This is a genomic window from Pseudundibacterium arcticum, from assembly GCF_042646465.1.
Classification (GTDB): Bacteria; Pseudomonadota; Gammaproteobacteria; order Burkholderiales; family Burkholderiaceae_D; genus Undibacterium_A; species Undibacterium_A arcticum.
Window position 1 is genome coordinate 55,718 of sequence record NZ_JBHRTP010000101.1, and the last position, 21,507, is coordinate 77,224.

Annotated in this window: 23 protein-coding genes; 21 read left to right on the forward strand and 2 right to left on the reverse strand. The window is 57.5% G+C overall.

The genetic code is table 11. The features are described 5' to 3' along the window. The first annotated feature begins 294 nt into the window (after nt 1–294). Together ACFOFO_RS24805 and ACFOFO_RS24810 are read left to right on the forward strand one after the other, a co-directional pair. On the forward strand, nt 295–1,239 hold the full coding sequence (locus ACFOFO_RS24805) for a 23S rRNA (adenine(2030)-N(6))-methyltransferase RlmJ (RefSeq protein ID WP_390324362.1): 945 nt from the start codon (nt 295–297) through the stop codon (nt 1,237–1,239). Nucleotides 1,240–1,250: 11 nt separating this feature from the next. Beyond that, entirely contained in the window at nt 1,251–2,543 is a 1,293-nt protein-coding gene (locus ACFOFO_RS24810) for an EAL and HDOD domain-containing protein (RefSeq protein ID WP_390324363.1), read from the forward strand. A 99-nt stretch (nt 2,544–2,642) separates the two neighbouring features. On the opposite strand, the gene ACFOFO_RS24815 is transcribed toward ACFOFO_RS24810, so the two are convergent. Together ACFOFO_RS24815 and ACFOFO_RS24820 are read right to left on the reverse strand one after the other, a co-directional pair. Then, a complete protein-coding gene (locus ACFOFO_RS24815; RefSeq protein WP_390328056.1) occupies nt 2,643–3,395 on the reverse strand; it encodes an SAM-dependent methyltransferase in 753 nt (250 codons plus the stop codon). 123 nt (nt 3,396–3,518) lie between these two features. Further along, on the reverse strand, nt 3,519–4,133 hold the full coding sequence (locus ACFOFO_RS24820; RefSeq protein ID WP_390324364.1) for a Maf family nucleotide pyrophosphatase: 615 nt from the start codon (nt 4,131–4,133) through the stop codon (nt 3,519–3,521). Nucleotides 4,134–4,239: 106 nt separating this feature from the next. Between ACFOFO_RS24820 and ACFOFO_RS24825 the strand changes: the two genes are divergently transcribed. The 19 genes from ACFOFO_RS24825 (at nt 4,240) to era (ending at nt 21,477) form a co-directional block, all read left to right on the forward strand. Then, nucleotides 4,240–4,734 carry a YceD family protein gene (locus ACFOFO_RS24825; RefSeq protein ID WP_390333325.1) on the forward strand — a complete coding sequence of 165 codons (495 nt, stop codon included), beginning with the start codon at nt 4,240–4,242 and terminating at the stop codon, nt 4,732–4,734. 159 nt (nt 4,735–4,893) lie between these two features. Continuing rightward, on the forward strand, nt 4,894–5,076 hold the full coding sequence (gene rpmF, locus ACFOFO_RS24830) for a 50S ribosomal protein L32 (protein WP_390324367.1): 183 nt from the start codon (nt 4,894–4,896) through the stop codon (nt 5,074–5,076). A 157-nt stretch (nt 5,077–5,233) separates the two neighbouring features. Continuing rightward, nucleotides 5,234–6,325 (forward strand): phosphate acyltransferase PlsX, encoded by a 1,092-nt coding sequence (gene plsX / locus ACFOFO_RS24835; protein ID WP_390333327.1) that lies wholly within the window; start codon nt 5,234–5,236, stop codon nt 6,323–6,325. Next, complete coding sequence (locus ACFOFO_RS24840; protein ID WP_390333329.1) at nt 6,322–7,308, forward strand: beta-ketoacyl-ACP synthase III; 987 nt, start codon at nt 6,322–6,324, stop codon at nt 7,306–7,308. The genes plsX and ACFOFO_RS24840 overlap by 4 nt, the downstream gene beginning before the upstream one ends. 58 nt (nt 7,309–7,366) lie before the next feature. Continuing rightward, nucleotides 7,367–8,299 carry an ACP S-malonyltransferase gene (gene fabD, locus ACFOFO_RS24845; protein WP_390333331.1) on the forward strand — a complete coding sequence of 311 codons (933 nt, stop codon included), beginning with the start codon at nt 7,367–7,369 and terminating at the stop codon, nt 8,297–8,299. A 142-nt stretch (nt 8,300–8,441) separates the two neighbouring features. Further along, nucleotides 8,442–9,188 (forward strand): 3-oxoacyl-ACP reductase FabG, encoded by a 747-nt coding sequence (gene fabG, locus ACFOFO_RS24850; RefSeq protein WP_390324368.1) that lies wholly within the window; start codon nt 8,442–8,444, stop codon nt 9,186–9,188. Between the two features lie 314 nt (nt 9,189–9,502). After that, entirely contained in the window at nt 9,503–9,742 is a 240-nt protein-coding gene (gene acpP, locus ACFOFO_RS24855; protein ID WP_008449912.1) for an acyl carrier protein, read from the forward strand. Nucleotides 9,743–9,770: 28 nt separating this feature from the next. Next, the gene (fabF, locus tag ACFOFO_RS24860) at nt 9,771–11,018 is read left to right on the forward strand and encodes a beta-ketoacyl-ACP synthase II (RefSeq protein ID WP_390333336.1); all 1,248 of its coding nucleotides are present in this window, start codon (nt 9,771–9,773) and stop codon (nt 11,016–11,018) included. Nucleotides 11,019–11,084: 66 nt separating this feature from the next. After that, entirely contained in the window at nt 11,085–11,600 is a 516-nt protein-coding gene (locus ACFOFO_RS24865; RefSeq protein ID WP_390324369.1) for a flagellar hook-length control protein, read from the forward strand. Between the two features lie 109 nt (nt 11,601–11,709). After that, nucleotides 11,710–12,312, forward strand: coding sequence for an RNA polymerase sigma factor RpoE (gene rpoE / locus ACFOFO_RS24870; protein ID WP_390333338.1), 603 nt, complete (start codon nt 11,710–11,712; stop codon nt 12,310–12,312). A gap of 68 nt (nt 12,313–12,380) precedes the next feature. After that, a complete protein-coding gene (locus ACFOFO_RS24875) occupies nt 12,381–12,998 on the forward strand; it encodes a sigma-E factor negative regulatory protein (RefSeq protein WP_390333340.1) in 618 nt (205 codons plus the stop codon). 3 nt (nt 12,999–13,001) lie between these two features. Beyond that, entirely contained in the window at nt 13,002–14,024 is a 1,023-nt protein-coding gene (locus ACFOFO_RS24880) for a MucB/RseB C-terminal domain-containing protein (RefSeq protein ID WP_390333343.1), read from the forward strand. Between the two features lie 7 nt (nt 14,025–14,031). Beyond that, on the forward strand, nt 14,032–15,531 hold the full coding sequence (locus ACFOFO_RS24885) for a DegQ family serine endoprotease (protein ID WP_390333345.1): 1,500 nt from the start codon (nt 14,032–14,034) through the stop codon (nt 15,529–15,531). A gap of 153 nt (nt 15,532–15,684) precedes the next feature. After that, entirely contained in the window at nt 15,685–15,957 is a 273-nt protein-coding gene (locus ACFOFO_RS24890) for a glutaredoxin family protein (RefSeq protein WP_390324374.1), read from the forward strand. Between the two features lie 493 nt (nt 15,958–16,450). Continuing rightward, complete coding sequence (gene lepA / locus ACFOFO_RS24895; protein WP_390324376.1) at nt 16,451–18,244, forward strand: translation elongation factor 4; 1,794 nt, start codon at nt 16,451–16,453, stop codon at nt 18,242–18,244. Next, nucleotides 18,241–19,152: a signal peptidase I gene (gene lepB / locus ACFOFO_RS24900; protein WP_390324377.1), complete on the forward strand. Its 912-nt coding sequence runs from the start codon at nt 18,241–18,243 to the stop codon at nt 19,150–19,152. Before lepA ends, lepB begins: the two co-directional genes overlap by 4 nt. A 21-nt stretch (nt 19,153–19,173) precedes the next feature. Then, nucleotides 19,174–19,557 carry a DUF4845 domain-containing protein gene (locus tag ACFOFO_RS24905; protein WP_390324378.1) on the forward strand — a complete coding sequence of 128 codons (384 nt, stop codon included), beginning with the start codon at nt 19,174–19,176 and terminating at the stop codon, nt 19,555–19,557. Between the two features lie 13 nt (nt 19,558–19,570). Next, nucleotides 19,571–20,566, forward strand: a complete 996-nt coding sequence (gene rnc, locus ACFOFO_RS24910; protein WP_390333348.1) for a ribonuclease III — start codon at nt 19,571–19,573, stop codon at nt 20,564–20,566. After that, nucleotides 20,563–21,477: a GTPase Era gene (era, locus tag ACFOFO_RS24915; RefSeq protein ID WP_390333349.1), complete on the forward strand. Its 915-nt coding sequence runs from the start codon at nt 20,563–20,565 to the stop codon at nt 21,475–21,477. Before rnc ends, era begins: the two co-directional genes overlap by 4 nt. Nucleotides 21,478–21,507: the final 30 nt, after the last annotated feature.

Consider the following 21,507-nt stretch of genomic DNA (forward strand, 5'->3'; position numbering starts at 1 on the left):
CGGGTGCGGCTTTTTCATTTTGCGCCGCCTTGCGCGGTGCAACAATTGCTGCCGGCGGCGATAGGACGAGGGTGAAACGGTTACAATTGAGGCTAGGAGCCTGTCGGCCTTAGGGAAATCGGCTACAAAACACCCTGAGCGGTGCATATCTCATCACGTTTTTGATCAATAGCGCGCTATTAACGCTGCACAGCGGCAAAATCTTCGCTCGCTCGGCTGCAACTCGCTGCGATTCCCTCGGTCCGACAGGCTCCTGGCGTCTTTTCCACCTCATTCATTTCAATAGGCCAATCTATGCTGAGTTACCGCCACGGTTTTCATGCGGGCAATCACGCTGATGTACTCAAGCACGTCGTCACGATGCAGTTGCTGAGTTATCTGGGCCAAAAAGAAACGCCGTATACCTACATCGACACCCACGCCGGTGCCGGTTTGTACGCGCTCGACGGCGCATACGCGTCGAAAAATGCCGAGTTTGAAACCGGTATCAGCCGTCTGTGGGAGCGCAAGGATCTGCCCGCGCCGCTGGCCGAGTATGTCAACCTGATCAAGGCGCTCAACCCGAGCGGCAAGATGCGCTATTACCCGGGCTCGCCGTATTGCGCCGAAAAGATCATGCGCGAGGAAGACCGCCTGCGTCTGTTCGAGCTGCATCCGAGCGAAGGCAAGATCCTGCGGGAGAATTTCCGCAAGCTCGAAGCGCATGCAGCCGCGCAGGGCCATCGCCCGGCCGCACGCGGCAAGCGTGTAATGATCCACCAGGGCGATGGTTTTGTCGGACTGAAGGCGCTGCTGCCGCCACCATCGCGCCGCGGCCTGATCCTGATCGATCCGCCGTATGAAGACAAGATGGATTACCGGCGCGTCAAGGACACGCTGGCCGACGCCCTAGTGCGCTTTTCCACCGGCACCTACGCGGTCTGGTATCCGCTGCTGCAGAGGATGGAGTCGCGCCAGTTTGCCGACAAGTTGAAGCAGTTGCCGGCCGGCGGCGGTTGGCTCAACGTCACGCTGTCGATCAGCGGCCCGGCGCCGGACGGTTTCGGCCTGCATAGCAGCGGCATGTTCATACTGAACCCGCCGTGGACGCTGGAACCGATGTTGCGCGAGTTGATGCCATATCTGGTCAGCGCCTTGGGGCGCGATGCCGACGCCGGCTTCACGCTCGAATCGGGCACGGAGCCGGTCCTCAACACCGGCACGCGCCGGGTCGCTGGTGCGTTCCGCGCCGTCCGGTGACGGATGACGCGATGATAGACCTGCCGCCGACGCCGGACGCCGGAGCTGCAACGCCAATCACCAAGGATTTTTTCCTCGGCCGGCAGCCGATCCTGGATCGGTCCCAGGATTTGCTGGCTTACGAACTGCTGTTTCGGCGCGCCGCCTGCGGTTCGGCCAATGTGACCGATGATTTGCGGGCGACTGCCACAGTGATCGCGCACGTGGCCGAACTCGGGCTGGAAATCGTGATCGGCGATGCGCTGGGCTTCATCAATGTCGATGCGGCGACGTTAATGAGCGATTTCGTCACATTTTTACCCGCCGACAAGATCGTGCTGGAAATTCTCGAATCGGTAGAGGCGACACCGCCGCTGATCGCGCGCATCACCGAGCTGAAGCGGCGCGGCTTCCGCTTTGCATTGGACGATGTGGTGGCGGAAACCGACAATATCGAGAAGTTCCTGCCGCTGGTCGATATCGTCAAGATCGACATCGAGAACCTGCGGCACGACCATCTGCAGCAGTTGAGTGCGAAGTACAAGGCGGCCGGCAAAACACTGCTGGCCGAAAAGGTCGAAACCATCGACCAGTTCCAGCGCTGCCTCGACTATGGCTTTGATTATTTCCAGGGCTATTATTTCGCGATGCCGGTGGTGCTGAGCGGTAAGAAGCTAGAGGCGTCGGAACTTGCGATCCTGCAGCTGATGGCGCTGATCAATTCGGATGCCGACAACCACGCAATCGAGCTCAGCATCAAGCAGGATGTGTCACTGGGCCTGAACCTGCTGCGCCTGGTCAACACACCGGCGGCGGGCGGCCATCAGCGCATAGCCTCGATCAAGCAGGCGCTGCTGCTGATGGGGCGCCGCCAGTTGCAGCGCTGGCTGCAGATCCTGCTCTACACGAAATCCGGCAAAGGCACGCACATGCCGTCGCCGCTATTGTTGCTGGCCACCACGCGCGGCCGCATGCTGGAGCTGATTGCACAGAAAACCAGACCCGGCAACCGCAATATCGCCGATACCGCGTTCACGGTCGGGATCATGTCGCTGATGGACGCGCTGTTCAGCCTGCCGCTGAACGACATTCTGGAAAAGATTGCGGTGGTCGACGAGGTCAGAGAGGCCTTGTTGCACCGGACCGGCGTCTTCGGCGAGATGCTGCAGCTGGCCGAAGACATCGAGCAACTCGACGCCGCCGGCGCGCTGCTGCCACCGATTCTGGAGAAATTGCAGTTGTCGGCGGAGGATTTGTATGCGTTGCAACTGGCTGCATTTGACTGGGCCAATGATATTGCCGACAGCGCCGGGCAAGCTGAATAGGCGCGTTGCGCGACCGACTTGCAAAAAATATCGGCACCGACATCGGCGCGACGAGAGTGGCCGAAGCTAAGCTGAGCTAGTGCAGGCCAGGGCCGGCGTTCATTCGGCCAGCAACAGGAAGACCGTAGGCTTCTTGTGAAAGTCCGGTGCCTTGCCGGATGCCAGCTGACTCTTCCATTTGCCGGCGGTCTGGGTGCTGATCGATTCCGACGCCAGGCTCAGGTCGGTCGCGACGCATACCAGCGTGTTCGGCTGGCAGCCGCTGACAATCGCTTCCAGCAAGGCCGCGTTGCGATATGGGGTCTCGATGAACAACTGGGTTTGCCGTTCCTGGCGTGAACGCTGCTCCAGTTCTTTCAGGCGTTTGATGCGCAAGCCACTGTCAGTCGGCAGATAGCCGTTGAACGCAAAACTCTGGCCGTTCAAACCACTGGCCATCACCGCCAGCAGCAACGACGACGGACCGACCAGCGGCTTGACCGTGATGCCATGTTGGTGTGCCAACCGTACCAGATTGGCGCCGGGATCGGCCACCGCCGGCACGCCGGCTTCTGAAATTAACCCGCCGTTCTGGCCCGCCAGGATCGGTGCCAGCAGTCCCGGCAGCGCCGCGGCATCGGTATTCACGTTTAGCTCGGCGATCGCTATTTCCTGCAGTGGCCGCGCCAGCGGCTGCGTCAATGCGACCAGCTTCAGGAAGGCGCGGGTGGTCTTGGCGTTTTCGGCCACGAAATAACCCAGTCCGGCGGTGATGCTCTGGACCCGCTGTGGAATGATATGGGCCAATGGGTCGGTCTGATGTTGGTCGCCGTCGCCGAGGGTGTTGGGGATCAGATAGAGGATGCCGGTCAGTTTATTATTGGTCATTATTGGTCAGGGGCCGGTTTTAAATACTGGGTGGTGTAATTTTGAAGCCCAAATGAAATAGGGCGGTTGGAGCATCGAAATTGCATATACTCCCATCGGTTGTGGATTTTATTCGGCAAAGAAGGCAACGCCGGCACGGCGCAGCATGCCGGTCAGCGCAATCAGCGGCAGGCCGGTCAACGCAGTCGGATCAGTGCTTTCGATTTTTTCGATGATCGCGATGCCCAGCCCCTCGTTCTTGGCGCTGCCGGCACAATCATAAGGTTGCTCGATGCGCAGATAGGCATCCAGTTCGGCGTCCGGCAGATCGCGGAAAGTGACGAAGGTCTGCACGTTTTCCAGCTGGGCGGCGCCATCCTGTGCACTTTTGCGGCTATCCCACAGACACAGCGCGGTATGAAACACCACCCGTCGGCCGCGCATTTTCTGCAACTGGCGCAGCGCATCGGCATGTGTGCCGGGCTTGCCGATATGCTCGCCGTCCAGCGCGGCGACCTGATCCGAGCCGATCACCAGCGCGCCAGGCATCCGAGCTGCGATCGCGGCGGCTTTTTCGGCTGCCAGACGCAGCGCCGTCAGGTCCGGCGCTTCGCCCGGCCGGGCGGTTTCATCGATGTCGGGGCTCATCACCTGGAATGGGAGTTGCAAACGTGACAATAATTCCTTGCGATATCGGGAGCTGGAGCCGAGAATCAGAGTGGGGCGGGTGTGGGTGACGGGCATCGCTGACGGCGTAAGTGAGGGCTGGCGCAACAAAACTGCGCTAACGCTTTGACGAATAAGGGGAAAGGCTGTTATTATCGCAGGTTTTCCGGGCTCGGCTTAGCTTATGAATCCTGTTGTGATCGACTCGCTCGAGTTTTGTCGGGTCAATGAGCGCCGCGAAGGCCGCATCGCCGTGGCCGATTTGCCTAGGCTTGGCGCCGATTGCGTCGACAGCTCGGGTGAGTTGGCATGGTCGCTGCAGGGCGGCACTGGCCGGCTGGATTTTGCGCAGTTGACACTGGCTGTGTCTGGCACGGTGCAGCTGATGTGTCAGCGTTGCCTGACGCCGTTTGCGCACGAGATCGCGGCCGAGTCAGTACTGATGCTGGCAAAAGATGAAGAGCGTGCCGACGAAATGGATGAGTTGCTGGACGACGATACGATCGACGTGATCGTCGCGAGCAAGACGCTGAATGTACCGGATCTGGTAGAGGATGAGGCGTTGCTGGCCTTGCCTTTCTCGCCCAAGCATGAAGTATGTCCCGATGTGACACGGCTGGAAGTGCTGAAAAGCAAAAAAGAATCGCCATTTGCCGCGCTAAAGGGGCTGAAGCAATAAGCTGTACAGATAAAGAATCAAAGAATCTAATCGATCGCAGGCATGCCCTGATGGTTGAAGCAGTGCGGTAGTGTCGATGTGTAACAGGTTTCTCGATTTGCAAGTGTTTTTGGAAATCGGATGTGTTAAAATTTTAGAACTTATGTATTAGGAGTCATCATGGCAGTTCAACAGAACAAAAAATCCCCGTCGAAGCGCGGCATGCACCGTTCGCACGATTTCCTGGTCACCCCACAACTGGGTATCGAGCCAACCACCGGTGAGACGCACATGCGTCACCACATCAGCCCGAACGGCTACTACCGCGGTCGTAAAGTCCTCAAGACCAAGAACGACGAGTAATCGTAGTTCTCGTAGTAACACCTAAGTCAAGATTGTAGCGGCGCAAGCAATATACAGCTTGCGCCGCTTCTCCATCTGCTTCAACCGCATTGCGTCATTGTGAATCATGCCGAATCTGGCCCATAATGCGGTTGGAGCGAGGCATTAAATCCACACAATGACAATCAAAATTTCTATCGACTGCATGGGCGGGGATCATGGTCCGTCCGTCACCGTTGCTGCCGCCATTTCCTTCCTCAAGCGTGAACCGAATGCCGAGTTGATTCTGGTCGGCTTCGAAGACGTGATCCGCGCCGAACTCAAGAAGCACAAGGCTGGCGATCATCCGCGCGTGACCGTGTTGCATGCGACCGAAATGGTCACCATGGACGATCCGGTCGAGATCGCATTGCGGCGCAAGAAGGACTCGTCGATGCGCGTCGCGATTCAGCTGGTCAAGGACGGACAGGCGCAAGCCTGCGTCTCAGCCGGCAATACCGGCGCGCTGATGGCGATTTCCCGCTATCTGCTGAAAACCATGCAGGGCGTCGATCGTCCCGCGATCTGCAGCATCTTCCCAAATCAGAAAGACGGCCCGACCTACATGCTCGATCTCGGCGCCAATGTCGATTGCGAGCCGCAGCATCTGCATCAGTTCGCAATCATGGGCTCGGCGCTGGTGTCGGCGATGGAGGGCAAGCCAAGGCCTACCATCGGCCTGCTCAATGTGGGCGCGGAAGACATCAAGGGCAACGACATAGTCAAGGCCACCGCCGAACTGCTACGCGCCGACAGCGCGCGCGGCCTGCTCAACTTCTACGGCAACGTGGAAGGCAATGACATATTTTTGGGTACCACCGACATCGTTGTCTGCGACGGCTTCGTCGGCAATGTCGCGTTAAAGTGCGCCGAAGGCCTGGGACGATTCGTCAAGTCGGTGCTGACGATTGAATTCAAGAGCAGTCCACTCAATATGCTGGGGGCCTTGATAGCGCGCGGCGCCCTGAAGGCCATCACGCGTCGCCTCAATCCGTCCCGTTATAATGGCGCCAACTTATTGGGGCTGCGCGGACTGGTATTCAAGAGCCATGGCAGCGCAGATGCCTACGCATACGAGTGGGCAATCCGGCGCGCATACGGCGCCGTGCAGCTCGACGTATTGGCACGAATCTCGGCCAGCATGGCGGAGCTGATGCCGACGCCGGAAGCGCATTCGACGTCGGAACACTCCAGCTTGATAACTGAACAAGGCGAACAGAAAACGGCATGACTCTTTACAGCAAAATAATCGGTACCGGCAGCTATCTGCCGCCCAAGCGCGTCACCAATCAGGAACTGGCCGACCAACTGGCCGCCACCGGCATCGAAACGTCGGACGAGTGGATCGTCTCCCGCAGCGGGATTTCGGCTCGCCATTATGCCGAAGCCGATGTGAAATCGAGCGATCTGGCGGTCGCAGCGGCCAGGAATGCGCTGCAGATGGCCGGCAAGTCAGCCAGTGACATCGATCTGATCATCCTAGCCACCTCGACGCCGGATTTTTTCGGCGGCTTCCCCAGCACCGCATGTGTGGTGCAACGCAAACTCGGCATGGCCAACGGCAGCGCCGCATTCGACGTGCAGGCCGTGTGCAGCGGTTTTGTGTACGCGGTGTCGATCGCGGACAGCTTCATCAAGTCCGGTGCGCACAAGAACGTGCTGGTGATCGGGACCGAAGTGTTTTCCCGCATTCTCGATTTCAAGGACCGTACCACCTGCGTGCTGTTCGGCGATGGTGCCGGTGCCGTGGTGCTGTCGGCCTCGAACGAACCCGGCATTCTCGCGACCAAGCTGCATGCCGATGGGAGTTATTCCGACATCCTGTGTGTACCTGGCAGCGTTGCCGGCGGCGCGGTCGAGGGCAGCGCCTTCCTGTACATGGACGGCCCGGCGGTATTCAAGCTGGCGGTATCGGTGCTGGAAAAAGTCGCCAACGAGACCCTGGCCATGGCCGGCATGGAAGCCTCGCAAATCGATTGGCTGGTTCCGCATCAGGCCAATATCCGGATCATGACCAGCACCGCGAAAAAGCTCGGTCTGCCAGTCGAAAAAATGGTCGTCACTGTGGATCAGCAAGGCAATACCTCGGCCGCCTCGATTCCGATGGCGCTGGACAAGGCGATGCGCGACGGCCGCATCAAGCCCGGCCAGAATGTCATGATGGAAGGCGTAGGCGGCGGCTTTACCTGGGGCGCCGTGCTGGCGCGCATGTAAGTTGTACAGTTAAGCCGCACGCGGTCCCAATATTTTTTTCTCATCATCGAATAACAATATGTCGAAATTTGCCTTTGTATTCCCCGGCCAGGGTTCGCAAGCAGTCGGGATGTTAACTGGTTTTGCCGATAACGCGATCGTGCAGCAGACCGTGGCGGAAGCGTCCGATGCGCTGCAATTCGATCTCGCTAAATTGATTGCCGAGGGACCGAAAGAGGACCTCGATCTCACCACCAATACGCAGCCGGTGATGCTGACTGCTGCGGTGGCGTTTTACCGCGCATGGATCGCTGCTGGGGGCAAGGCACCGGCGCTGGTGGCAGGACACAGTCTCGGCGAATATTCCGCGCTGGTTGCTGCCGGCGTGATTGCATTCAAGGATGCGGTGCCGCTAGTTCGTTTTCGCGCCCAGGCGATGCAGGAAGCGGTGCCGGTCGGACAAGGCGGCATGGCGGCTATTCTCGGCTTGTCGGACCAGGACGTGCACGCGGCCTGTGTCGAAGCGGCGCAAGGTGAGGTCGTTGAGCCGGTAAATTTCAACGCGCCAGCACAGGTCGTGATCGCCGGCAATAAGGCTGCAGTCGAGCGCGCCTGCGTGATCGCCAAAGCCAGGGGCGCGAAACGCGCACTGCCGCTAGCGGTGTCGGCGCCATTCCATTCGTCGCTGCTGAAGCCGGCTTCCGATCGCCTGCGCGATTACATGTCCAGTCTGGTTTTTAGCGCGCCGCAGATCCCGCTGGTCAATAACGTCGACGTCGCCATCGTCAACGACCCGACGGCGATCAAGGATGCGTTGGTGCGCCAGGCCGCCAGTCCGGTGCGCTGGGTTGAGACGGTGCAGAAAATGGCTGCTGAAGGCGTAGTCAACGTGATCGAATGCGGTCCCGGCAAGGTCCTGATGGGGCTGACCAAGCGCATCAACGGTGAGCTGGTTGGTGATGCGATCATCGATCAGGCCTCGCTGGATCGGATATTGGTTTCAATGCAGTGAGCTGGTTCTGAATTAATGACAGTTGCATGGCAATGACCGTGCTATACGATACCGCCTTTTGCGTGAGAATCGGCATGACTGCGAGCGTGCCAATTTGGCGGTCGTCTTCAATGGAATGCGAACAAGGATGCAGATGAGTCAAATGAGTTTAACGAATCAGGTGGCATTGGTAACCGGCGCCTCGCGCGGGATCGGCAAGGCGATTGCGCAGGAATTGTTGAAGCAGGGTGCCAAGGTGGTCGGCACCGCCACCTCGGAATCGGGCGCCGCCGCAATTTCACAATATCTGGACGCGATTCAGCCGGGCGCTGGCAAAGGGGTGGTCCTCAATGTTAACGACGCAGTAGGGTGTAGTGCGCTGGTCGAGCAGGTGCAAAAGGAATTCGGTGGCCTGGCGATCCTGGTCAACAACGCCGGCATTACGCAAGATCAGCTCGCGTTGCGGATGAAGGACGAAGAATGGGACGCCGTGATTGCGACCAATCTGAGCGCGGTGGCACGCCTGTCGCGTGCGGTGCTGCGCGGCATGATGAAGGCAAAGCATGGGCGCATCATCAATATTACGTCGGTGGTCGGTTCGGCCGGCAATCCGGGTCAAATGAATTACGCCGCGGCGAAGGCCGGCGTGGCCGGCATGAGCCGGGCGCTGGCGCGGGAAATCGGCAGCCGCAACATCACGGTCAACTGCATTGCGCCGGGTTTCATCGATACCGATATGACCAAGGCACTGACCGAGGATCAAATTGCGGCCTTGAAGCAGCAAATCCCGCTCGGCCGTTTCGGTCAGCCTGAAGATATCGCCGCTGCCGTGGCCTTTCTCGCGTCGCCTCAAGCCGGTTACATCAGCGGTGTAACACTGCATGTCAATGGCGGCATGTATATGAGTTGATGCCAGGAATCTGTCGGACTTACGGCTCGGCGACCCCGGAGAGTCGGCTGTTAAAGTCTCTGAGCAGTACAGTGTCACCGGCTTTATGGTCAATAGCGCGCTATTGACGCTGCAAATCCGGCAAAATCTGTCCTCGTTCAGCACATTTCTCGCTTCGATCCCGTAAGTCCGACAGACACCTAGGTTGACCGATATTAATCTTGTTTTAGCCGCTTTTTGACAATAGTTGAAGGCAATAGCCAAAAGTAAATTTTCTTCGCGCAAACCTGCTAAAATGCGCGCACTTTCTGTAACACTCTCAATGGAGACTCAACATGTCCGATATCGAACAACGCGTTAAAAAAATCGTCGCTGAACAACTGGGCGTCGCAGAAGCAGACATCAAGATCGAATCGTCGTTCGTCGATGACCTCGGTGCAGATTCGCTCGACACTGTTGAACTGGTGATGGCGCTCGAAGACGAATTCGAAATGGAAATCCCGGACGAGCAGGCAGAGAAAATCACAACTGTACAACAGGCAATCGACTACGCGACTGCCCACGTCAAGGCGTAAGCCGTCTGATTGACATCAGGAGAACCGATTGAGCCGTACACGTCAACGCCGTGTCGTCGTCACTGGCCTGGGGTGCATCTCACCGGTCGGCAATAGCGTTGCCGAATCATGGGATGCCATAACCGCAGGCAAGTCAGGCATTGCGACCATCACCAAGTTTGATGCCTCACCTTTCTCTACGACATTCGCAGGGGAAGTCAAAGGTTTCAATATCGAGGACTACATTCCGGCCAAATCCGCCCGTAGCATGGATACTTTTATCCATTACGGGATGGCAGCTGGTATCCAGGCAATGCAAGACAGTGGCCTGGTAGTTACTGAATCCAATGCCGACCGGATCGGCGTCATTGTCGGTTCCGGTATCGGCGGTTTGCCGCTGATCGAGGAAACCCACGCAGAATTTGAAAAACGCGGTCCACGCCGCATTTCGCCGTTCTTCGTGCCGGCGTCGATCATCAACATGATCTCCGGGCATTTGTCGATCAAGTATGGTCTGAGAGGACCAAATCTGGCGATCGTCACCGCCTGTACCACCGGCTTGCATTGCATCGGTGCGGCCGGACGCATGATTGAATACGGCGATGCCGATGTCATGATTGCTGGTGGCTCAGAATCGACCATATCACCGCTCGGTCTGGGCGGCTTCGCCTCGGCGCGCGCACTGTCCTCGCGTAACGACGATCCGGCTACCGCATCGCGTCCGTGGGACAAGGATCGCGATGGCTTCGTGCTGGGCGAGGGCGCTGGTGTGATGGTGCTCGAAGAGTATGAGCATGCGAAAGCGCGTGGCGCCAAGATCTACGCTGAACTGCTTGGTTTTGGCATGAGCGCGGATGCTTATCACATGACGGCACCTCTGGAAGATGGCAGTGGTGCAAGTCGTTGCATGGTGGCGGCGCTGAAAAACGCCGACGTCAACGCCGACCAGGTCGATTATGTGAATGCGCACGGTACCTCGACCCCTCTCGGTGATCTGGCCGAAACGGTTGGTATCAAGCGCACTTTTGGCGACCATGCCAAGAAGATCGTCATTAATTCCACCAAGTCGATGACCGGCCACCTGTTGGGCGGCGCCGGCGGATTGGAATCGGTATTCACCGTGTTGGCGGTGCACAAGCAATTGTCGCCACCGACCATCAACATCTTCAATCAGGATCCCGAGTGCGATCTTGACTACTGTGCGAATACGGCGCGTGATATGACTATCAATATCGCCGTGAAAAATTCGTTCGGCTTTGGCGGCACCAACGGCACGCTGGTGTTTGGCAAAGTTTGATTGCCCGCCGTTTACCCTTCTTCTTGAAGCGTAAACGGCTTTTGTCCTTCTCGTCCACTCGCTGACATGTCGATTGCGGTATCTGCCGTCGTCAAACCATCCGGATTCCTGCTGGCACTAACCGCAGCCATGTGCGTCGGTGGCGTCGCTATCGGCGTAGTTACCGGTTCTGGGATGGGCGGTGAGGTACCGCCGGTGATTCGAATCGCTATCGCAAGCGGTTGTATCGGCGCTGCCGTATTCGTTTTTTCGCGCGCGATGAGCGCCAGAAAAACGCTTCGGATTGATATTTCCGGTATTGGTCAGATCCGGCTGACCGATGATAAGGCACTGGCCGATATATCCGCCAGCGCATCAATCGATGCGGCCCACGGCGAACTGGTAAGTTTGATGCCGGGTTCGACCTTGTGGCCGATGTTATTGCTTCTCAGCCTCAAACATGAGGACGGGCGGACTTGGGTAGTACCGGTACTGCGAGATAACGTCGCCTCCGATGCCTTTCGGCGCCTGTCGGTTGCGTGTTGCTGGATTGCCGCGCACAATCAAGCTGACAAACCGACAATATCCAAGGCTTGTGAGTGACCGGATAATTGCCTGGAAATATATGCCTATCTCGATTGAACTTATTGCAATTTAACAACTCAATGTTAAGAGCCGCGCGTATGTTGCATAGAAGCAAGGAAATTGGGGAGTGACAACCGAGCGCGACATCGATCAGCTGCTTGTCGAGCGCGTTCAGCGCGGCGATAAAAAAGCGTTCGACTTGTTGGTCTCAAAATACCAACGGAAACTGATGCGGCTGGTGTCGAGGCTGGTGCGCGACCAGGCGGAAGCGGAAGATGTGGTGCAGGAAGCCTTCATCAAGGCTTATCGCGCCTTGCCGCAATTCCGTGGGGATTCTGCGTTTTATACCTGGTTGTACCGGATCGGCATCAATACGGCAAAGAATTATCTGGTCACGCAAGGCCGACGGGCACCGACCTCGACCGATGCCGATGCTGAAGAAGCAGAAACTTTTGACGATGGCGCGCACCTAAGGGATATCAATACGCCGGAATCGATGTTGGCGACCAAGCAGATTGCCGAAACCGTCAATATCGCGATGGATGCATTGCCGGACGAATTGCGCACCGCGATAACCCTGCGCGAGATAGAAGGCTTGAGTTACGACGAGATCGCCGAAATGATGGGATGCCCGATTGGTACGGTCCGCAGCAGGATATTCCGGGCTCGCGAGGCGATCGCAGAAAAATTACGACCGCTGCTGGGCACAGCGATAGACAGGAGATGGTAAGGGGTTTTAGGGGTAGCACTACTTGGCATGGTCCAGCGCTAGCAGGATCGTTTATGGAAACGAGTGACATGAAGCAAGAAGAAATTTCGGCATTGGCCGACGGCGAACTGGGCGCACCGCAACTGGATGCGGTGTTGTCGGCTCTGCGCCGGCCGGATCAGCACGTGACCTGGGATATATACCACCAGATCGGCGATGCGTTGCGCTCGGATGACCTGGGAATTGCCCTTAGCCCGGATTTTTCGGCAAGGATGGCGGCCCGCTTGGCAGCCGAACCGTCGATTCTTGCGCCCCGCCAGATTTCGCAAGCAACGCCGGTGCGCCGTTGGTCGCTCAAGCGGTTCGCAGTCCCGGGCATGGCGGCGCTGGCTGGCGTCGTGGCAAGCGTGGCCTTTGTTGCAGCGCCGCAGCTGATGGTGGCACTCAATGGTGCCACTGGCGGCACGTCCGGGTCGGGCAACCAGACTTTGCTGGCGGTGCGCGCACCCGCTGCCGACCCTGCGATTAGCGTCGTGGCACAGCGAACACCGGCTGTCGTTGGTACCGTTGCGGCACAGGCAGACGTGATGTTGCGCGATCCGGACATCGACGATTACCTGCTGGCGCATCAGCGCTTTTCTCCATCCGTGTACAGCACAGCGCAATACGCGCGTTCGGCCACGTTCGCAACCGATACAGAAAAATAATCTATGCGGCAGACACTAGTCTTGCTTCAGTTTGTCGTCGTCTTGTACAGTTTCATCGGATTTTCAGCACAGGCCGAAAATAGCGACCCACTCGCCGAGAAGCGGGAAGCACAACTGTGGCTGAAAAAGATCCAGGCGGCGGCACAAAAGCTGAATTATTCCGGCACCTTCATCTACCAACAGGCCAATCAGTTTCGTACTTCTCGCATTACGCATGTGCTGGACGGAAAAAACGAGATTGAGAAACTGGAAATCCTGGATGGCAAGCCGCGCGAATACATCCGCAATAACGAAGAAATCGCCGCGTATATGCCGGAGGCGAAGACCGTTCTGGTCGAAAAGCGCGTCGCGCAGGACGTGTTCCCGGCGATCCTGGCCGCCAATCCGTCCGATCTGGCCGAACACTACAACATTAAGAAGGCCGAAACCGGCCGCGTTGCCGGCTACGAATGTCAGGCCATCTTGCTGGATCCGAAAGACAATTTGCGCTTTGGTTACAAGCTGTGGGCCGAGAAGTCGACCGGTTTGTTGTTGCGCGCGCAAACCCTGAATGAAAAAAAGGAAGTGGTCGAACAGATCGCGTTTACCCAGCTCGAAATCGGCGACATCGATCGCAGTCGGGTTAAATCGAGTTTCGGCAACACTGCCGGCTGGCACGTTGAAAATGCGGTGATGAGTCAGGTCAGCATGACCGGCTGGACCGTCAAATGGGTGCCCCCTGGGTTCAAGAAAACGCGCGAAATGAAACGACTGGTAACGGATGCGCCGGCCACAAATTCCGGCTCAGCGAATGTCCATCCGCTGAGTCAACGCGAAGTCTCGCAAATCGTTTTTTCTGACGGGCTTGCCGCGATCTCGGTGTTTATCGAACCCGGTACGCAGAGCCGCACCGAAGGCTCGATGCAGCAGGGCGCGATGAATATCATGGGAAAACGGCAGGGTGATTTTTGGCTTACCATCGTCGGCGAAGTGCCGGCTGCAGCGCTTAAACAAGTAGCAAACTCAATTGAATATAAACCCAAATAAAAATTCTATGAAAATGCGCATTCAATTTTTCGCTTCCCTTGGTAAAACCTTGTCCGCCGCCGTGCTTGGCACATCGGTCATATTTTTCGCGCCGGCGCTGTGCGGCGTTGCGACGCCCGCAGTTGCCGCAGTATCGGTAGCCGGTTTGCCCGACTTTACCGAACTGGTCGAGAAAACCGGGCCGGCCGTGGTCAATATCCGCACCACTGAAAAAATCAAGACGCCACAAGGCATGCCTGGCGCCGACGATGAAGACATGCAGGAATTCTTCCGCCGCTTCTTCGGTGTGCCGATGCCGCGCCAGCCAGGGCCCAAAGAAGCGCCGCGCGGCCGCAAACAGGTTCCGCCGCAGCAGGAAGAAGAAGTTCAGCGTGGGGTCGGCTCCGGCTTCATTATTTCGGCTGATGGGTATGTCTTGACCAACGCGCACGTGGTCGACGGTGCCGACGAGGTCTACGTCAAGTTGACAGACAAGCGCGAATTCAAGGCCAAGATCATCGGCGTAGACAAGCGTACCGACGTCGCCCTGGTCAAGGTGGACGGTGCCAATCTGCCGCGCCTCACGCTGGGTGATTCGGACAAGATCAAGGTTGGCGAGTGGGTAATCGCGATCGGTTCGCCGTTTGATCTGGACAATACCGTCACTGCCGGGATCGTGTCGGCCAAAGCCCGTGACACCGGCGATTACCTGCCGCTGATCCAGACCGACGTTGCGGTCAATCCCGGAAATTCGGGCGGTCCGCTGATCAATATGCGCGGTGAAGTCATCGGCATCAATTCACAGATTTATAGCCGTTCGGGTGGCTATATGGGGATTTCGTTTGCAGTGCCGATCGATGAAGCGATGCGCGTGGCAGATCAGCTGAAAGCCTCAGGTCGGGTTACGCGTGGCCGGCTCGGCGTGCAGATCGGCGAAGTCAACCGCGATGTGGCCGAATCGCTCGGCTTGCCGAAGGCGCAAGGTGCGCTGGTGGCGCGGGTTGAAACCGGCAGCCCTGCCGAAAAGGCAGGATTGGAGGCAGGTGACATTATCCTCAAATTCAACGGCGTGTCGATCGACAAAGCCTCCGACCTGCCGCGCCTGGTGGGCGGCACCAAACCCGGCACGCGCTCGACCCTGACACTGTGGCGCAAGGGGGTGACGCGCGACGTCAGCCTGGTCGTGACCGAGCTGGAAGTCGAAAAACAGGCGAAAAAGGACGACAAGAAATCGAAACAGGAGCAGGTCGCGAACGCCCTCGGCCTGAACGTCAGTGACTTGACTGACGCGCAGAAAAAGGAACTGGCGCCAACCACCGGCGTGCTCGTCGATGCGGCGGAAGGTGCCGCCGCACGTGCCGGACTGCGCGCCGGCGACATCATTCTGCGTCTGAACAATACCGATATCAAGGACGCTCAGCAGTTCAACGGACTGGTAGCGAAGCTCGATCGCAAGAAAATGGCGGCTTTGCTGGTGCGGCGCGGAGACACTTCGCAGTTCGTGTCGATTAGGCCGAGTGCGAGCTAATACGTACTAACACGTGAAATTCGCGGACGTAGCAAGCATTGGGCTGCAGGTCGCTTTCGCGCCTGCGGCCCCTTAAATTATATTGTCGTGATTGCCGTGATTGCGATCCGACCTGACATTCTCCATATCCGCTGATGTACCTTTGACCCCGCCATGCACTTCATCTTGTATTCCCGGTCTTATTGCCATCTATGTGAAGACATGCTGCAGGCGTTGCAGCCATTGCAGTCCGACTACGCGTTTACACTCGATGTGGTCGATGTCGATGCCGATGACACGCTGCTGGCGCAATATGATGAGCTGGTGCCGGTACTGGTGGCGCAACGTGGCGCTGCCGCGCAGCCGGTGTTCCATGAGCAGTTGTGCCACTATTTTCTGGACGAGGCGCGAGTCAGGGCGTATTTGGTAGGGCAGCCGGCGGCATGATGAGCTGTGTCGCGGCGGCTGCGTTTGTCGCAGGGGTCACAAAAAATCATTGGAATATACTGGCGTATGTATATTTTGACGCCCTTTAGATTCAAGGGCGATGGTCGATTTTCTTGGTATACCCCCCATAACTCTAGTAAAGCAGGTTCTGGAGATTGCGCCGCGCAGGTTGCGTCGCGCAGGCTGGCAAGAGTTGGCATCGCATCGCGTTCCGGCGCGGCGCACCGAATGGACCGTCGCCGGAACACGGCTGACAGCGCGTCGTTTCCGCGGTTTGGAAGGGGTTTGAACATCGCGACCAGGCGTCTGACCCGGATAACACAGCCTTTCCCCCCTGAAATCCGGTAAAATGCGTGGTCGAACAAGCTTGTCGTAAAGGCGCTCGCCTAGGGGTCAACCCTGCTCGGAGCGCCTTTTTTGTGATCGCCGCCAATCGACCGCATTTCCCGAATTTCAGTTAATCGCACCAGTTACCGCACTAGTTAATTAGTTAATGAACAATATTCGCAATTTCTCGATCATCGCCCATATCGACCATGGCAAATCCACGCTCGCTGATCGCATTATCCAGTTGTGCGGCGGCCTGTCTGACCGCGAGATGGGGGCGCAGGTCCTCGATTCGATGGATATCGAGCGCGAGCGGGGCATCACGATCAAGGCTCAGACCGCGGCGCTGATGTACAAGGCGCGCGACGGCCAGACCTATAACCTGAACCTGATCGATACCCCGGGACACGTCGATTTCAGCTACGAAGTCAGTCGCTCGCTGTCGGCCTGCGAAGGCGCGCTGCTGGTGGTCGACGCTTCCCAGGGGGTCGAGGCACAAACCGTCGCCAACTGCTATACCGCACTCGACCTTGGCGTCGAAGTGGTGCCGGTGTTGAACAAGATCGATTTACCGAATGCCGATCCGGCGAATGCGATTGCGGAAATCGAGGACGTGATCGGCATCGACGCGACCAACGCAGTGCACTGTTCGGCCAAGACCGGACTGGGCGTGCAGGATGTGCTGGAATCGCTGATTGCGCTGGTGCCGCCGCCCAAGGGCGATCCGACCGCGCCGTTGCAGGCGTTGATCGTCGATTCCTGGTTCGACAACTACGTCGGCGTCGTGATGCTGGTGCGCGTGATCAACGGTACCCTGCGTCCAAAAGACAAGATTCTGCTGATGGCGAGCGGTACTCAGCATCTGGTCGAAAGCGTCGGTGTATTTACGCCGAAATCGTTATCGCGTGACACGCTGTCGGCTGGTCAGGTCGGTTTCATCATCGCGGGCATCAAGGAGTTGAAGGCCGCCAAGGTGGGTGACACCGTGACTTTGGCCGGCAAACCGGCGACCGAACCGCTGCCAGGCTTCAAGGAAATACAGCCGCAGGTGTTCGCAGGCCTGTTCCCGGTCGAGGCCAATCAATATGATGCGCTGCGCGATTCGCTTGAAAAGTTGAAGCTGAACGACGCTGCGTTGCAGTACGAGCCGGAGGTTTCGCAGGCGCTCGGCTTTGGCTTCCGCTGCGGCTTCCTGGGCCTGTTGCACATGGAAATTGTGCAAGAGCGGCTGGAACGTGAATTCGACATGGACCTGATCACCACCGCGCCGACCGTAGTGTATGAGGTCGTGCTGCACAACGGCAAGGTGATCAATGTCGACAATCCATCAAAGATGCCGGACCCGCCTAGCATCGAGGAAGTGCGGGAGCCGATCGTCACGGTCAATCTGTATATGCCGCAGGAATACGTTGGTTCCGTCATCACGCTATGCACGCAGAAACGCGGTGTCCAGCGCGACATGACCTACCACGGCAAGCAGGTCAAGCTGGTGTACGAAATGCCGATGGCGGAAATCGTGCTCGATTTCTTCGACAAGCTGAAATCCACCTCGCGTGGCTATGCGTCGATGGACTACGAGTTCAAGGAATACCGGCCATCCGACGTGGTCAAGGTCGACATGCTGATCAACGGCGAGCGGGTGGACGCACTGGCGATCATCGTGCATCGTTCCAACAGCCAGTTCCGCGGTCGTGCGGTCGCCGCCAAGATGCGTGAACTGATTCCGCGTCAGATGTTCGACGTGGCGATCCAGGCGACCATTGGTTCGAATATCATCTCGCGCGAGAACGTCAAGGCGCTGCGCAAGAACGTGCTGGCCAAATGTTACGGTGGCGATATCAGCCGCAAACGCAAGCTGCTGGAAAAACAGAAGGCCGGCAAGAAGCGCATGAAACAAGTCGGCTCGGTCGAGATCCCGCAAGAAGCATTTTTGGCAATCCTACAAGTGGACGAGAAATGAACCTGCAAGCAATCCTGGGTAATTTTGCATTAATTTTGTTCGTATTAATGGTGGGTACCGGCATCATCTGGTTCCTCGATGTGTTCTATCTGGCCAAACAGCGGCGCGTCAGGGCCGATACGGCGTTGCGGGAATTCGATGCGCGCAATCTCAAGCTGAGCGGTGAAGGCATCAAGTTGCAGGAGAGCGGGCGCGCCGCCATGCAAGCCAATCTGCTCAAGCAACCAGCCTGGATCGAGTATTCGGGCAGTTTTTTTCCGGTCATCGCACTGGTGTTTTTCCTGCGTTCGTTCTTGTATGAGCCGTTCAAGATTCCATCGAGCTCGATGGTTCCGACCTTGCAGATCGGTGATTTGATTTTGGTCAATAAATTCACCTATGGCATACGCCTGCCCATCATCAACAAGAAAATCGTCGACGTGAACCATCCGCAGCGCGGCGACGTGATGGTATTCAAATATCCGGAAGATCCGTCGCTCGATTACATCAAGCGCGTGGTCGGCGTGCCGGGTGATAAAATAGTGTATAAAAACAAGCGATTAACGGTAAATGGTAAAGGAGTTTCTTACCAGCCGCTGCCGGATTATCTGGATGAAGAGCGCCTCAGCTACTCCAAGCAATTTAGCGAAAATCTGCTCGGCGTCGACCACAAGATACTGAACGACGAGCAGGCACCGGCCTATGTGCCGAATCCGCATAACTTTCCGCAGCGCGAGTTATGCGGCTACAACGATGAAGGTTTTGCCTGTACGGTACCAACTGGACAATACTTCATGATGGGGGATAATCGCGATAACAGTCTCGACAGCCGCTATTGGGGCTTCGTGCCCGATCAAAATATTGTCGGAAAAGCATTTTTTGTCTGGATGAATCTGAGTAACATCAAGCGCATCGGCAGTTTTCAATAAGTCAAACAGGGGAGCGAATCAATGCATTACGGGTCAAAGTATCAGCAGCGCGGTGTCTCACTGGTTGGCTTGATTGTTATACTGGCCATCATTGGGATGATCGCCGTACTCGGCATGAAGGTAGTTCCGACCGTTATCGAATACAACTCGATCAAGAAGGCGATCGTGTCAGCCAAATCGGCCGGCACCACGGTGCGCGAGATTCAGTCGGCTTTCGATCGGCAGGCCGATGTCGGCTACATCGATTCGATCCACGGCAAGGACCTGGACATCAGCAAGGATGGCGAGCAGGTGGAAGTGAGCTTTGCCTACCAGAAGAAGATCCAGTTGTTCGTACCGGTCAGCCTGCTGATCGAATACAGCGGCACGACCGCGAATAAATCAACCAGGAAAGCGGTCGAGTGACCGCCACAGCTTTATGGATGTAATGTTATTGCAAAATCGGCTAGGCCATACGTTCAAGGACACTGCGTTGCTGCAGCAAGCCCTGACGCATCGCAGCCATAGCGGCTTGCATAACGAACGGCTGGAATTTCTCGGCGATTCCGTCCTGAACTGTGTGGTGGCGTCGCTGCTGTATGAGCGCTACAGCGATATCGATGAAGGCGATCTTTCGCGCGTGCGCGCGAATCTGGTCAAACAGCAGTCACTGTATGAAATTGCGCAGCGGCTGGAGCTGTCCCAGTTTTTACGGCTGGGTGAGGGCGAGTTGAAGTCGGGCGGTTTCCGGCGCCCGTCGATCCTGGCCGATACGCTGGAGGCCTTGCTAGGCGCCATTTTCCTGGACGACGGCTTCAACGCGGCACGCGATGTGATCCGTGCGCTGTACATCCCGATCCTGGAGTCGGTCGACCCGAAGACACTCGGCAAGGACGCCAAGACACTGTTGCAGGAATACCTGCAAAGCAAAAAAATCGCGTTACCGCAATACAATGTGGTGGCTACCCACGGCGCTGCCCATAGCCAGGAATTCGAGATTGAATGTCTGGTGCCAAAGCTGGACATCAAGGTGTTCGGCACTGGCGGCAGCCGGCGCGCCGGCGAACAGGCGGCAGCCAAGCTGGCGTTGGAAATGGCGCTGGCCGCATTGGTGAAGACCCCCGGTGCGACCCGCAAGAGCAAGCCGCGCACGTCGCAGTTGAAGCTGGCCGGCATTGCCACGATTCAGCCAGACGCGGCAGTGCCCGTGCCCAAACACACTGTGCAGAGCGCGCAGCATGGCGCGAAGACCGAACCCAAAAAAGAACACAAGCACGACGGCAAGCAGGTCAATGCCACTGATATCAAGGCTGACGCAAAAAGCGAGCCAAAAAGCGAGCCAAAGAGCGACATCCGTGCCCACGCGAAGGAAAGCTCGCATGCGCCAGCCGAGCCGACTGCATCCGCCAACATCACACAAACGAAGACAGCATGACCGATTCCGCCTCAGATTCCACATCAACTACGCCATTTCGTTGCGGTTATATTGCGATCGTCGGGCGCCCCAACGTCGGCAAGTCGACGCTGATGAACGTGCTGATCGGCGCCAAGGTCAGTATTACGTCGCGCAAGGCACAGACCACGCGTCATCGGATCACTGGCATCCAGACCGTCCCCGGTGCACAATTCATCTACGTCGATACGCCGGGCTTTCAGACGCGCCATTCAAATCCGCTCAACAAAACGCTGAACAAGACTGTCACCAACACACTGATCTCGTCCGACGTGATCCTGTATGTGATCGAAGCGGGGACCTTCGGCCCGGCGGATCAGCAGGTGCTGGACCAGATTCCGAACGACGTGCCCTGCATCCTGGTCATCAATAAATCCGACCGCGTCAAGGACAAGGCGGTGCTGCTGCCATTCGCACAGCAGATCGCCGCCAAGCACGATTTTTCGGCAGTGGTGCCGGTGTCGGCCAAGCTGAGCTTTCAGCTCGATAATTTGCAAGGCGAGATCAAGCGCCTGCTGCCGGAAAATCAGCCGGTCTTTGGCGAGGACGATATTACCGACCGCAGCGAGAAATTCCTGGCGTCCGAAATCGTGCGTGAAAAACTGTTTCGCTTTGTCGGCGATGAGCTGCCCTATACCAGCACGGTACTGATCGAGAAGTTCGAGCAGGAAGGCGATTTGCGCCGCGTGTTCGCCGCGATCCTGGTCGAGCGCGACACCCACAAATCGATGGTGATCGGCAACAAGGGGGCACGCCTGAAGGACATCTCGACCCAGGCCCGGCTCGACATGGAAAAGCTGTTCGGCGGCCCGGTGTATCTGGAAATCTGGGTCAAGGTCAAATCCGGCTGGGCTGACAACGAAGCCGGCTTGCGCGCCTACGGCTACGAGTAAACGATGTACGACGGCACTGCAACAGCCTGA

Excerpts from the sequence above, each read along its gene's own strand:
- ACFOFO_RS24805 (WP_390324362.1), top strand. The coding sequence starts at position 295 with ATGCTGAGTTACCGCCACGGTTTTCATGCGGGCAATCACGCTGATGTA.
- ACFOFO_RS24810 (WP_390324363.1), top strand. The coding sequence starts at position 1,251 with ATGATAGACCTGCCGCCGACGCCGGACGCCGGAGCTGCAACGCCAATC.
- ACFOFO_RS24820 (WP_390324364.1), bottom strand. The coding sequence starts at position 4,133 with ATGCCCGTCACCCACACCCGCCCCACTCTGATTCTCGGCTCCAGCTCC.
- ACFOFO_RS24825 (WP_390333325.1), top strand. The coding sequence starts at position 4,240 with ATGAATCCTGTTGTGATCGACTCGCTCGAGTTTTGTCGGGTCAATGAG.
- rpmF (WP_390324367.1), top strand. The coding sequence starts at position 4,894 with ATGGCAGTTCAACAGAACAAAAAATCCCCGTCGAAGCGCGGCATGCAC.
- plsX (WP_390333327.1), top strand. The coding sequence starts at position 5,234 with ATGACAATCAAAATTTCTATCGACTGCATGGGCGGGGATCATGGTCCG.
- ACFOFO_RS24840 (WP_390333329.1), top strand. The coding sequence starts at position 6,322 with ATGACTCTTTACAGCAAAATAATCGGTACCGGCAGCTATCTGCCGCCC.
- fabD (WP_390333331.1), top strand. The coding sequence starts at position 7,367 with ATGTCGAAATTTGCCTTTGTATTCCCCGGCCAGGGTTCGCAAGCAGTC.
- fabG (WP_390324368.1), top strand. The coding sequence starts at position 8,442 with ATGAGTTTAACGAATCAGGTGGCATTGGTAACCGGCGCCTCGCGCGGG.
- acpP (WP_008449912.1), top strand. The coding sequence starts at position 9,503 with ATGTCCGATATCGAACAACGCGTTAAAAAAATCGTCGCTGAACAACTG.
- ACFOFO_RS24865 (WP_390324369.1), top strand. The coding sequence starts at position 11,085 with ATGTCGATTGCGGTATCTGCCGTCGTCAAACCATCCGGATTCCTGCTG.
- ACFOFO_RS24875 (WP_390333340.1), top strand. The coding sequence starts at position 12,381 with ATGAAGCAAGAAGAAATTTCGGCATTGGCCGACGGCGAACTGGGCGCA.
- ACFOFO_RS24880 (WP_390333343.1), top strand. The coding sequence starts at position 13,002 with ATGCGGCAGACACTAGTCTTGCTTCAGTTTGTCGTCGTCTTGTACAGT.
- ACFOFO_RS24885 (WP_390333345.1), top strand. The coding sequence starts at position 14,032 with ATGAAAATGCGCATTCAATTTTTCGCTTCCCTTGGTAAAACCTTGTCC.
- ACFOFO_RS24890 (WP_390324374.1), top strand. The coding sequence starts at position 15,685 with ATGCACTTCATCTTGTATTCCCGGTCTTATTGCCATCTATGTGAAGAC.
- lepA (WP_390324376.1), top strand. The coding sequence starts at position 16,451 with ATGAACAATATTCGCAATTTCTCGATCATCGCCCATATCGACCATGGC.
- lepB (WP_390324377.1), top strand. The coding sequence starts at position 18,241 with ATGAACCTGCAAGCAATCCTGGGTAATTTTGCATTAATTTTGTTCGTA.
- ACFOFO_RS24905 (WP_390324378.1), top strand. The coding sequence starts at position 19,174 with ATGCATTACGGGTCAAAGTATCAGCAGCGCGGTGTCTCACTGGTTGGC.
- rnc (WP_390333348.1), top strand. The coding sequence starts at position 19,571 with ATGGATGTAATGTTATTGCAAAATCGGCTAGGCCATACGTTCAAGGAC.
- era (WP_390333349.1), top strand. The coding sequence starts at position 20,563 with ATGACCGATTCCGCCTCAGATTCCACATCAACTACGCCATTTCGTTGC.